We start from the raw sequence: 12,652 nt of genomic DNA, 5'->3' as shown, positions 1-12,652 counted from the left end.
CAAGTTCCCACGCGGATTAGTGTTGGCTCAGTTCTTGACAGTTACGAGCGCGAGGAAGCTATTTTTGTCAGTTGGTGACAAGCTTCCGGCTCGGGATGCAGATAACTGTCGGGAACAGCCGTTTCCGCTCACTACCTCACCGTGAGATTCCTTGTGGGAAGGGGATTTTTCGACAGCTAATCGGTCGAGCTTCGGAAACGGCGCACGAATAACATGATCAGTTCTACGAGCAAAAGGGTCAGGAACGTGTAGACAAGGCTATTGGCGATAAAGATCACAGCCCAGAGCAGGTGTGATGATTGTGAGAATCCGAACATCGGCTACAGAATTTGCGCGATAGCAATCCCCGGTGCCATTGCCTCCCAAGCGTGCGGGAATATGTTGGCATTTGGGTAGGCTCGGAATGCAAACACACTCAGAACTGTCGTTAGTGAAAATCCAGTCGCGCAAGACCAAGCCCAGTGCGACTTTGAAATAGACATCCTGCGCCCCCACGAATGCGGAACGATACAGTGAAGGTTGATAGCTGTCGAGATTGTGGTCAAGGCGATTTCCGGAATCTATCTTGGAACACGGTTACGAAAAGATATCGTCCTTGAACGTGCTGTCTTCGGTGAAGTCCTTAGCCCCAGTTTGTTCGACTATTATGTTGCGAAGAACGGCAATGACCTGCTCCTGGTTCCACGGTTCGCCGACGTCCTTCACTAGATCGGGTCGCGAGTCGCGCATAGATATTTTGAGCAAACATCTTCTGGCGGACTTGTTCGGTGCGTGAACTTCAACGCGGGGCAGCAGCCAATTAGACACGGAACGGGGCGTCTGCATTGCTTCGACATCACCATCTGGAATGGTCACGTCGAAGGTCTCCTCGATAGCCATGACAACTTCGACCGCATCAAGGCTATCCATCGCTTTCATTGAACTATTTATGCTTTTCCAGGCCCTCGCAATGATGTTCGTTTTCGGCGTAATGTCAGACATAGCAGGAATCGGATTATACCGTTAAGTGTTGGTAACGAACGTTGCCACTCACTATCTCAAAAGAGGACGAATTAACCCCGAAGTACTCGCAGAGCGGGGATGTTTTCTCACGCTTATCGCGCAGGGTGCGCACAAGTTTTTGTGTTTTTAGGCCCTCGCCTAGAATTTTCCAGTTTTGGACCAAGTGCTGGTTTCGTGCCGTTCTCTGGCTGAATGTGTGATAGACTGCCTCGTTACTTTGCGGCGGTGCGGAGCATTGAATGGACGAGAGCATCGCAATTCTTCTTTTCTTCGGCGGTGCAGTCTTCTACTTGTATTACGTCAGGTCTTTAGAGACACGGCCATTGTCAGCCATGGCGAGGAGAGGCGTCGCAGTTTCAAAGTACATCATTGCCGTGTTCGTTAGCGTATTCGGTACCGCAGGAGTTGCTCTTTTGTTTTCGACTCCGCTCTTTTTGTACTCCCGACTAGCCCATAGCCCCGTGGCAGAAGATTTATTCTCGGCTCTGCTCGACAGACCATACTTCCCGTTGCAGATCGCTGTTGCTGGAGCACTGGGCTACTTCACTTTCAGATGGCTGAAAGAAGGGCGGCCTCAACTTGTGCTTCTGTTACCAGTCGCTCAGGCCGTTGTAGCAGCGTTTGTGTATGTTCATCGCTATCATCCGACAGATTGGAGCGATGTCTGGCAGACTTTCTTCAACTGGGAGTGTGGCTGCTCTGCCTCCCTACCGCAATGGCGAGTGATGTTTCCTCTGTACGCGTCTGCGTCGTTTGCCGTTGGTGCGCTAATCCGAAAGCGTTTGCAAGCAAGCGTGACAGTTAACGAAAGCGTGGTTGCACCGCAATCCTAAACGCCCACGGGAAGATCGCGAAAATCCTACCGTGTTCGGCTGTTCCCAGCAGGTTCTTTCTCCTGAGGGAGTGGCCTACGTTGATGGTTCCTTGGGAATCGAAGAAAAGGAATGTTTGGTAGCGCTACCGGGAATCGAACCCGGGTTTGAAGATTGAGAATCTTCCGTCCTAACCCCTAGACGATAGCGCCACTCGCGTGAGGACATTTCGATTATAGCAAAACCGCCTCACGCTTCTGCTCAATTTGCCGCGGTTTTGGCTGCTACGGAAGATGGCTTCACCGCTTCGGCGGGCCAATCTCCAGACAGGAACCGATCGGCCATTTCGACGACGCGCGGTTCGTCAATCCAGGACTGATGTGCCGCATTCGGGAGCGTCACAAGGCGTGCGTTTGGGAGCACCGTCGCCCATTCTTTTCCCGCACCATAAGGAGCATTCCGGTCCTTACGCCCGTGGACGGTCAGCACCGGTTGCTGCAGTTTCGCGACCGCATCGCGCGAGATCGACAGCTTTCTGATCGACCCGAAAAGGGAACCGAAGTGAGGTTCGAGCGACGTTGGCCACTCGTTCTCGAAGTCGCACTGGGACTTCAATTGCGATGCCTTCGCCTGATCGCCCACCAGTCGCACACGCAACACCGCGAATTCTTTCTCGCAAAAGTCTTTTGGATGTTGCTTGTCCCAGCCGGTCTTCTTCAGTTCCTGCAATTGATTCCAGGCCTTGCCGTCGACGACGTCATTATCTTTGCGGTTATCGTCTTCGGGAGGAAATTCCGTGTCCCACTTCATAGCAACTGGGCCCAGTTGCACGACCCGATTGACGCGCTCGGGGTGCTCCAGCGTGTACACCATCACCATCATGCCGACATACGAGTAGCCGATGAGGCTGACCTTGTCCGACTGGAAGTGCTGTCGGACGGTTTCCAGATCTTTCACGTCCTGTTGCAACGTGATGGTCGAAAGATCTTTTACGTGCGAGGAGCGTCCGCGGTCGCGCACGTCATAGAAGACGATGGTGCGTTTCTCGCCGAGAGACTTGAAGTCGTCGTACAGAAACTGATGCAGCGGCACGATGACCTCGGGTTTGCCGGAGCCGAGCTTTTGAAAATAAAGTCTGGCGCCATCGGGCGTAGTGATGAAGCCTTCCTGCGACGCGATCTTCTTGTTGGCGGCGTTGGCCGTCAGGGCCAAGGTAAGCAGCACAAAGGTGGTCAGCAGGGCGAAAGGGCGAAGGTGAGGCATACGAGTGTCCTCCGGTAAGGCGTTCAGCATCAGACGGAGGAAATCGCAAAAAGATAGCGAAAAATCAGGTATTTTCCCCATCTTGACAACCCGCCCGGGCAGGCGCAGAATCCCATTTGAAAGGCGAACAAAAAGCGAAAATAGCCCGACCCTCTGACCAGTTCCGCCCGACGGTATGCCTGCCACGCAAGGTAGTCCTTTGGCGGCAGAGGGAACTGTTTTCCTTTCCGCGCCCCTGCCCCGAGGATAACCATGAGTTCCGTTGCTACCGCTTTCGCCACTCCTTTTTCACCTGCCGTAACCCCGGGCGCCCGACTGCGGGCAGACGGCATTGTCATCCCCGGCGTGAAGCCGGCGTCGGCGCTTGAGGTGCGTCCTGCACCGGACATGGTGCCATTCGGTATTGCTTCGCTCGATGCGCTCACCGGAGGCGTGCCACGCGGCGGGCTCACGGAAATTGTCGGAGCCGCATCGTCGGGTCGGACCAGCATCACCATGTCGCTGATGGCGGAGATCACGCGCCGGCAGGAAGTCTGTGCGCTCATCGATGTGACCGACAGTTTTGATCCCGCTTCCGCTGAAGCCGCCGGTGTGGATCTGCGCCGATTGCTCTGGGTAAGGTGCGGGAAAGAGGAACACGCGGCGGCAGAAACGAAGCAGAAGTTCGCTGCGCCGTTGCCGGTCGCAAACCGCACGCCACAGGATGAAAACGCCCGAAGCGTACACCAGGCGATTACCGGCGGTTGCTTTGAAGCAGCGCGTGGGCGCAAGGAGGCGGTCACCATGAGGCAGGTTGCGCCTCCGGCGAAGAATATCTCGTGGTCCATTCATGAGAACTACGATTCGCGTCTGCGTCACGCGATGCTGAATGGCAACGGCGAACCGCGTGCCGCCTGGAACATGAGGCGTGCAGTGGCCAGGCCGAAGTTTTCGCCCGAAAAAAATCTGAAGGCCGCCCTCCAGAATGTTGCAGATGCGCGTCGCGCGCGCTGGAATCGCCTTGACCAGGCGCTGAAAGCAACGGACCTGCTGCTGCAAAGCGGCGGATTTGGGCTCATCGTCATTGACCTGGGCGACATCACGGCAGACCAGTCGCGACGTATCCCGCTGACCTCGTGGTTCCGGTTTCGACGCGTGGTGGAGAACACGCCGACCATCCTGCTGGTGATTGCCCGCGACTCGTGCGCGAAGACCTGCGCGTCGCTGGTGATGCAGTTGAGTGCGGAAGCGCGGCAAAGCGGACACCCGAAAGTCGAGTCCGTTCAGAAATCGCTGCCGCATATTTCTCTTCTCGACGGGCTTAACGTCGGCGTGGATCTGGCCCGCACGCGCCTGGAGCGAAAGCCGGTACGTTCCGCGACAGCGCACCTTCAGACGCAGACCTCGTGGAAGAAGATGGGATAGCCGAGATGTTTCTTTGCGCACACATCCCGGATTTTCCCGCCGAAGCGCTGGTGCGACTGGAACCTGACCTGCGTTATGAAGCGGTTGCCGTCGTGCAGGGTGCACCGCCGATGGTTACTGTGGTTGCAATCAATGACCGCGCGCGTGCTGCCGGCGTGGAGTCCGGTATGACGCAGATGCAGGCCGAAGAGCGCCTGCGGCTTGGTTGTGAGCACAAGCGCTGGCATATACGTCAACGCTCGCTGGACCGTGAAACTGCCGCGCAGGCAGCATTGCTGGATTGCGCGTCGTCGTTTTCGCCGCGCGTGGAAGCTACCGCGCCGGATACGGTGATCGCCGACATCTCCGGCCTCGAACAACTCTTCGGCACCGCGGCGAAGATCGCACGTGATCTTGCAAGACGGTGCTCGGATGCCGGACTCGAAGTCCATGTCGCCGCTGCAACGAATGCTGACGCCGCGCTTCATGCGGCACGCGGATACTCCGGCATCACCGTCATCCCTGAAGGCGAAGAGGCGGAACGGCTTGGTCCGTTACCGCTCGAAGTTCTGCTCGCGCCGGAGTATGGGAGAGCAATACCGAAGAACAAGCAGGCAAAACAGTCGCGCGACAACGCTCTCGCCATGCTCGACACACTCGATCGCTGGGGTGTCCGGACACTGCGTGGATTAGCCGTGCTGCCGGAGGTTGCCGTCGTGGAGCGCCTAGGACAGGCCGGATTGCAATGGCAGCGCTTCGCCTGCGGCGCAACTACCCGCGAAATCGTGCTGGCGGAAGCGCCATTGCAGTTCGAGGAAGTTTTTGAACTCGAATATGCGGTCGACCTGCTGGAACCGCTGGCGTTCATCCTGTCGCGAATGATCGAGCAACTCTGTGCGCGGTTGCAGTCGCGCGCGCTCGCGACGCACGAACTGCAACTGCGATTGCAACTCGATCCCGACGTAACGGTTGACCGTGAGGGAATACCCACGACGGAGAAGAGATGCGAGCCCTTCATGGAGCGCACCATAAAGCTTCCGGTGCCCATGCTCGACGCGAAGACGTTTCTGAAATTGCTGCAGCTCGATTTGAAGGCGAATCCTCCGGGAGCGCCGGTCCTCAAGTTGTGGTTGCGAGCGGAGCCAGTGCGTCCGAAATTCGATCAACGCGGCTTGTTTCTGCCGCTTACGCCGGAACCGCAGAAGCTTGAGATCACGCTGGCGCGTCTTGCGGGAGTTACAGGCGGGCAGGGAAATGTCGGATCCGCCGAAGTCCTGGATACACACCGTCCAGATGCGTTTCGCATGAACCGCTTTGCGCCTCCCACGCCGAGCTACGAGCAATCGAATGCCGCGGCGGAAACCAGCAGGCCAGTTTCGTCGTTGCGACGGTTTCGTCCGCCGCAACCCATCAGTGTGCAGTTGATGGAACAAAAGCCCATTGTCATAAGCCCGCCACGCGCCATTGCCGGACCGCAATCGTTGTCGAAAGCGGCGTATGGAGAAGTCGTCTGGTGTGCCGGGCCATGGCGCACCTCGGGCGAGTGGTGGAATAAGGAACCATGGGAGCGCGAAGAGTGGGATGTCGCCATCAAAAGTCAGTCCGCGGACGGTAGCAGCCGGTTGGCATCATCGATGACTGCTTCTTACGCCCTGCTCTACCGCGTTTACCGTGACTTGCTCTCCGGCACATGGTTCGTGGAGGGAGAGTACGACTGATGTACGTGGAACTCCATGCGCGCTCCGCGTTCACCTTCCTCGAAGGGGGCTCCATTCCCGAGGAACTGGTGGATATCGCCGCCAAACTCGGCATGGGTTCCATGGCTATGCTCGACCGCGACGGTGTTTACGGAGCAGCCCGCTTCCATCTCTCGGCCAAGAAGGTCGGCATGAAAGCGCATATCGGGGCCGAGATCACCGTGCGCGCGCCGCAACTCGTACACATTCCGCTGATTGTCCGCGAGCGCATTGGTTACCAGAATCTCTGCCGGCTTATCACGAAGATGAAGGCTCGCGGCCCGAAGAATTGCGATCCTGCTGTTACGGCCGCCACGCTCGAAGATCTTCGACATTATTCCGGAGGGCTCATTTGTCTCACAGGAGATGAGCGTGGTCCTTTGGCAATCGCGCTCCGCCAGGATGGATATGTCGCCGCAAAAACCATCGTCGAAGCCCTGGTCGAAATCTTCGGACACGAGAATGTTTACGTTGAACTTCAGCGACACTTCGATCGTGAGGAAGAAGCGCGTAACCAGGCAGCCATCGCTATCGCGCGAGAACTGAATCTTCCGCTGCTGGCGACCAACGGAGTCGCTTATGCAGTGCCGGAACGCCGCCAGGTGCTGGACGTCCTCACCTGTATCCGCCATCACACCACGCTCGACGAAGCCGGACGCCTGCTCTGCCATAACTCCGAGCGTCACCTGAAATCGGCGCGGGAGATGGCACAACTCTTTGCCGATCTGCCCGAAGCGATCGAGAACACCATCGCGCTTTCCTCTCGCGTTGAGTTCACGCTGAACGATCTCGGTTACGAGTTTCCAAAGTACCCGGTTCCTGAAGGGCACACCATGAATTCGTTCCTGCGCGAACTCGCGGATAAAGGAATCCAGGAACGATATGGGCATGCTTCGCTCGACCTGCGCAAACGCGCACGCCGTCAGGCTGATCGCGAACTGGCGCTGATCGAAAAGCTCAATCTCGCCGGATATTTCATCATCGTTTGGGACATCATTCGCTTCTGCCGCGAGCAGGAAGTTCTCGTGCAGGGGCGCGGTTCCGCTGCGAACAGTGTTGTCTGCTATGCACTGGGGATCACTGCTGTCGATCCAGTGAAGATGGATCTTCTGTTCGAGCGTTTCCTCTCCGAAGAACGTGGCGAGTGGCCCGACATCGATCTCGATCTTCCCAGCGGAGACCAGCGCGAGCGCGTCATCCAGTATGTCTACCAGCGTTACGGAAAGCTCGGGGCAGCGATGACGGCCAATGTCATCACCTATCGCGGACGTCTTGCCGCACGCGAGATCGGCAAGACGATGGGCTTCGACAGCGAGACGCTTGCACGCCTTGCCGCGGTTGTCGGCACGTGGGAATACAAGGGCCCGCGCGACACGCTTGAACAGCAGTTTCGTGATGCCGGCTTCGACCTTCGGCATCCGCGCCTACGCAAGTTTTTCGAACTCGCCGTTGCCGTGCAGGATCTGCCGCGCCACCTTGGTCAGCATTCCGGAGGCATGGTCATCTGCCAGGGACAACTCGATTCCGTCGTCCCGCTTGAGCCGGCAAGCATGCCCGGCCGAGTCGTCGTGCAATGGGACAAGGAAGATTGCGCGGATATGGGCATCATCAAAGTGGACCTGCTCGGCCTGGGCATGATGGCTGTGCTGGAAGACTGTCTCGATCTTATCCCGCAGCACTATGGCGAAACCGTGGATCTAGCGCAGCTTCCCGCGAATGATCCCGAAGTGTTTGCTGTCTTACAGAAGGCAGACACGGTTGGCATGTTCCAGGTGGAAAGCCGCGCGCAGATGTCATGTCTGCCGCGTCTGCATCCGGTTAACTTCTACGATATCGTCGTGCAGGTTGCGCTCATCCGCCCAGGCCCGATCGTCGGCCAGATGGTGAACCCATATATCAAGCGACGGCAGGGCAGGGAACCGGTGCAGTATGCGCATCCATCGCTCGAGCCCATTCTTGAGCGCACACTCGGGGTTCCGCTGTTTCAGGAACAGTTGATTCGCATTGCCATGGTGGCGGCCGGGTTCACTGGGGGGCAAGCGGAAGAGTTGCGCCGCGCCTTCGGGTTCAAACGGTCCGAGGCCCGCATGCGCGACATTGAAGTCGAACTTCGCGCGGGCATGGCACGCAATGGCATCAGTGGTGTCACACAGGACGAGATCATCCAGTCCATTACCTCGTTCGCGCTCTACGGTTTTCCCGAGTCTCACGCCGCCAGCTTCGCCCTGATCGCTTACGCAAGTGCTTACTTGAAGTGCCACTATCTCGCGGCGTTTACGGCAGCCATGCTCAATAATCAGCCGATGGGGTTTTACCACCCATCCACGCTCGTGAAAGACGCGCAGCGCCACGGACTGAAGCTCAAGCCCATCGACATTACGAAGTCTGAATACGAATGCACGATTGAGCACTATGACGAATCCGTCGTCCGCATCGGTCTCAACTATGTCCGTGGGCTTCGCGCTGAGACGGCCAAAGCCATCGTCGCCGAGCGTGCCCGCGGCCCGTTCGGGTCCATTGCCGACCTCACCCGTCGTGTGCCATCGCTTCGTAAAGATGAACTGGTGAAACTGGCCGACGTCGGTGCGTTGAACTCCATTGGAACCAGTGGCGATCGCAATCTCAAACTCCACCGTCGCGATGCGCTTTGGCAGGTTGAACGTGCTGTGCGCAACCCTGGCCCGCTGTTGGAAGGCATTCAGGAATTCGACCAGGCTTCTCCGCTGGAGCAGATGACCCACGAGGAGCGCCTGGTCGCAGACTTCCGTGGTACCGGATTGACCGTGGGACTGCACCCGATGGCGTATCAGCGGAACGAAATGAAGCGGCTCGGAGTGATTCCGGCAGTCGAGTTGCCGAAGATAGGCGACGGAATTCGAGTCAAAACCGCAGGCTGTGTCATCGCCCGCCAGCGCCCCGGCACGGCTCATGGATTCGTGTTCCTCAGCCTTGAAGATGAAACGGGGATATCGAATGCGATCGTCACGCCGAACCTGTTTGAGAAGAACCGGGTACTGCTGGTGAGCGAGCGTTTTTTGATGATAGAAGGGATGTTGCAGAACGTGGACAACGTGGTTTCCGTGAAGGCCGACCGTATCTCACCGCTGCAAGTGACGAGTGCGAAAACGTCTTCGCACGACTTTCACTAACACGTACCACGACGCTTACCTTAGTTCGCCTGAGAGGGAAAATTCATCATAGGATTTTCTTCTCAGTAGTATCTGCATTTTTTTGGCCGATACACCCAAAATCCACATTTAAAAGCGGTATATTTGAAACAACAGTGACTCGCGTGGAGCTTTGCTCCCGCGTCGAGTTCTTGATTCATATCTTCCAGGAGTAATTCGTAATGGCAACAGCAAAGCGTGCACGTACAACATCCTCGACCACTCGGAGCAAGAAGGTTTCGGCGTCCATTGCCGCTCCCGAAGGGCCTGTGCTCACAAAGGGCAATGGCAACGTCGAAGAAGAGATCCGTGTTCGTGCCTATCAACTCTTCGAGCAGCGTGGACGTACTCACGGATTCGATATGGAAGACTGGTTGCGCGCAGAAACGGAACTTTCTTCTCTACGCCGTTCAGCTTAAACGACGTTTGCTACTGAGACCTGGTCTTACGTGAAGTCCGAGACGACCACCAGCCAGAAAAGTCGTGTGCTCCTGATCGACGACGACCCGCTCCAGTTACGGGTTCGTGAGGCCGTGCTGCGCGACGCCGGCATCGAGATCGACGTCGCTACCACCGCCGAAAGTGCGCTTGCCTTCCTGCGGACTGAGGCTGGTTCGCGGATCGGTACCATCGTCACCGATCACATCATGCCAGGAGCGAGTGGCGCCGTTTTCGTCCGCGCGCTTCGCGAACTTAAGCCGGACGTGCCGGTCATCGTTATCAGCGGAATGGCGGAAGCCGAGGACGAGTATGAAGGACTCGGCGTGCGGTTCCGTACGAAGCCCTGTCCACCTCCGGAGTTGATTGAACTGGTCCGCCAGTCTCTTCGGGTTTCCTGAGTTCGTCCCGAAGATTATTCGACGCAGCCGATTTTTCTCTTTGCACCCGGACGACGATCCCTTAGACTGCGTTGGCTCATCGGCATATCTCCCCACCTAAGCATGAATGTTAAGTATGTTTTCGCCGTCGTCTGCCTATTCGTTTCCATGGCCGGAGCACAAACTCGGCCGGAGTGGCGTGAATGGAATCAACCGGTCGAACCGTTTCGGATTATCGGCAACATCTATTACGTCGGAGCGAGCGACATCACTTCGTTCCTGATCGCCAGCCCGAAGGGACACATCCTCCTCGATGGCGGCTTTGCTGAGACGGCGCCGCAGATTCGCGACAACATCCGCAAGCTCGGATTCAAAGTCGAAGATGTGAAGTATCTCCTGCTGACGCAGTCGCATTTCGACCACGCAGCCGGGCTTGCGGCATTGAAACGCTGGTCGGGAGCCAAGTTTGTCGCCAGCCGCGAAGACGGGGGCCAGGTCGCGCGTGGCGGCAAAGGCGATTTTCAGTGGGGCGATGAAGTTTCCTTCGAGCCGGTCACGACAGATCAGTTCATTCAGGATGGAGACACGCTGGAACTTGGCGGCAACCGCATGGTCGCCCGCATCACCCCCGGTCATACGAAGGGCTGCACGACCTGGACCACCGTCGCTGAAGAAAAGGGCAAGCGTTACAACGTCGTATTCCTTTGCAGCACTACCGCTCCCGGTTACAACCTTGTAGGCAACCGAGAGTACCCGACTATCATCGAAGATTTCCGTAAAACCTTTCAGTTGCTGCACAGTATGTCTTGCGATGTCATGCTCGGTGCGCACGGGTCCTTCTTTCAGCTGAATAAGAAACGCGAGCTACTGGCCAAATCGAAGACAAATCCTTTTGTCGATCGGCAGGAACTGAGCGCTTTCGTTCAAAAGTCAAAAGTTGAATTTGAAGCTGAAGTAAAGCGACAGCAACAGAAGTAAAGCAGCGATCGTGAGCCAAGTTGTTCGCTTAGCTTATGGCGAAGAAATCTCGTACAGCGAAATCGAAATTTTCTCTCCAGAAGATTCCGACCGGAATTCCCGGCCTGGACAACATCACGTATGGCGGGTTCCCGAAAGGGCGCACCACCCTGATCGCTGGTGGTGCCGGATCAGGAAAGACCCTGCTGGGCATGGAGTTCCTTGTCCAGGGGATCCTTCAATACGGCGAACCCGCCGTCGCCATGACGTTCGAGGAGACGGCGGAGGAACTCAGTTCCAATGTTGCGTCGCTAGGTTACGAGCTAGACGAGATGATTCGCCGGAATATGCTTTTGATCGACTACGTTCATGTCGAGCGTCGTCAGATTGAGGAAACCGGCGAGTACGATCTCGAAGGACTGTTCATCCGTTTGGACCACGCGATCAAGTCGGTCAAAGCGAAGCGGATCCTGCTCGACACAATTGAGGTTCTGTTCGCCGGGCTACGGAACGAAGGCATCGTCCGCTCCGAACTACGCCGACTGTTTCGCTGGCTTAAAGAGCGTGGCGTAACTGCCGTGATCACTGCCGAGGCTGGCGACGGGTCCACCCTGACACGTCACGGACTTGAGGAGTACGTCGCAGATTGCGTCGTCTTCCTCGATCACCGGGTCAGCGAACAAATCTCCACCCGCCGCATTCGTGTCGTGAAGTATCGCGGATCCACACACGGCACAAATGAGTACCCATTCCTGCTGAACCAGAATGGCGTGTCCGTGCTGCCGATCACGGCGTTGGAACTCAACCACGAAGCCTCCACCGACCGCGTCAGTGCCGGCGTGCCCGGACTCGATGCCATGATGGGCGGCCTGGGTTTCTTCCGCGGCAGCAGCATTCTTGTGACGGGAACCGCTGGTACAGGTAAATCGAGTATCGCAGCGAGTTTCGTGAGTGCGGCTTGCCAACGCGGCGAACGGGCCCTCTACTTCGCCTTCGAAGAATCGCCCAGCCAGATACTCCGCAACATGAGTTCCTTGAGCCTGACGCTTGATCGCTGGATCAAGAAAGGCCTTCTCAAGATCATTTCGGTTCGGCCGACGAGCATGGGCCTGGAGAATCATCTTGCGGCGATGTGCCAGGAAATCGACCGGTTCCAGCCAACTGTGGTTGCGGTCGATCCAATCACAAATCTCATTTCGGTGGGAAGTACGTCTTCGGTGAAGTCGATGCTGACTCGCCTCATCGACCTGCTGAAGAGCCGCCAGGTCACTGCTCTGTTCACGAATCTGTCGACCGGCGAGTTGGAGCAGACCAGCACGGAAATTTCGTCGCTCATGGACACCTGGATCATGGTGAAGGAGATCCAATTCGACGGCTCACGCAAACGTGTGATCTACGTTTTGAAATCGCGCGGGATGGAACATTCATCCGATATGCGTGAGTTCACCATCAGCAGCAAGGGTGTCCAGGTCCAAGGCGTCGAGGACAAACCTTTCCGCACAAGGCAGAGTTAA

Annotated in this window: 10 protein-coding genes and 1 tRNA gene; 8 read left to right on the top strand and 3 right to left on the bottom strand. The window is 57.0% G+C overall.

Annotated elements, in window-relative coordinates; all coding sequences use genetic code 11:
- Positions 1–576: 576 nt before the first annotated feature.
- Positions 577–981 carry a phosphopantetheine-binding protein gene (locus VN577_17820; GenBank protein HWR16688.1) on the bottom strand — a complete coding sequence of 135 codons (405 nt, stop codon included), beginning with the start codon at positions 979–981 and terminating at the stop codon, positions 577–579.
- Between the two features lie 260 nt (positions 982–1,241).
- Between VN577_17820 and VN577_17815 the strand changes: the two genes are divergently transcribed.
- Complete coding sequence (locus tag VN577_17815; GenBank protein HWR16687.1) at positions 1,242–1,835, top strand: hypothetical protein; 594 nt, start codon at positions 1,242–1,244, stop codon at positions 1,833–1,835.
- Between the two features lie 116 nt (positions 1,836–1,951).
- Here VN577_17815 and VN577_17810 read toward each other — a convergent pair.
- A tRNA-Glu gene (locus VN577_17810) sits at positions 1,952–2,026 on the bottom strand.
- A gap of 49 nt (positions 2,027–2,075) precedes the next feature.
- The gene (locus VN577_17805; protein ID HWR16686.1) at positions 2,076–3,077 is read right to left on the bottom strand and encodes an alpha/beta hydrolase; all 1,002 of its coding nucleotides are present in this window, start codon (positions 3,075–3,077) and stop codon (positions 2,076–2,078) included.
- A 252-nt stretch (positions 3,078–3,329) separates the two neighbouring features.
- Between VN577_17805 and VN577_17800 the strand changes: the two genes are divergently transcribed.
- The 7 genes from VN577_17800 to kaiC all read left to right on the top strand — a co-directional run bounded on the left by VN577_17800 (position 3,330) and on the right by kaiC (position 12,652).
- Complete coding sequence (locus VN577_17800) at positions 3,330–4,481, top strand: hypothetical protein (GenBank protein ID HWR16685.1); 1,152 nt, start codon at positions 3,330–3,332, stop codon at positions 4,479–4,481.
- Positions 4,482–4,486: 5 nt separating this feature from the next.
- Complete coding sequence (locus tag VN577_17795) at positions 4,487–6,178, top strand: DNA polymerase Y family protein (GenBank protein ID HWR16684.1); 1,692 nt, start codon at positions 4,487–4,489, stop codon at positions 6,176–6,178.
- Positions 6,178–9,345 carry an error-prone DNA polymerase gene (locus VN577_17790; GenBank protein ID HWR16683.1) on the top strand — a complete coding sequence of 1,056 codons (3,168 nt, stop codon included), beginning with the start codon at positions 6,178–6,180 and terminating at the stop codon, positions 9,343–9,345. Before VN577_17795 ends, VN577_17790 begins: the two co-directional genes overlap by 1 nt.
- Before the next feature lie 200 nt (positions 9,346–9,545).
- Positions 9,546–9,782, top strand: a complete 237-nt coding sequence (locus VN577_17785) for a DUF2934 domain-containing protein (GenBank protein ID HWR16682.1) — start codon at positions 9,546–9,548, stop codon at positions 9,780–9,782.
- A 30-nt stretch (positions 9,783–9,812) separates the two neighbouring features.
- A complete protein-coding gene (locus VN577_17780; protein HWR16681.1) occupies positions 9,813–10,202 on the top strand; it encodes a response regulator in 390 nt (129 codons plus the stop codon).
- Between the two features lie 102 nt (positions 10,203–10,304).
- Positions 10,305–11,159, top strand: coding sequence for a subclass B3 metallo-beta-lactamase (bla, locus tag VN577_17775; protein ID HWR16680.1), 855 nt, complete (start codon positions 10,305–10,307; stop codon positions 11,157–11,159).
- 35 nt (positions 11,160–11,194) lie between these two features.
- On the top strand, positions 11,195–12,652 hold the full coding sequence (kaiC, locus tag VN577_17770; protein ID HWR16679.1) for a circadian clock protein KaiC: 1,458 nt from the start codon (positions 11,195–11,197) through the stop codon (positions 12,650–12,652).

It is taken from the genome of Terriglobales bacterium (assembly GCA_035561515.1).
In the GTDB taxonomy this organism is placed as follows: Bacteria; Acidobacteriota; Terriglobia; order Terriglobales; family Acidobacteriaceae; genus DATMXP01.
The sequence above is the reverse complement of the archived record's forward strand: the minus strand, read 5'-3'. Positions and strand labels throughout refer to the sequence as shown.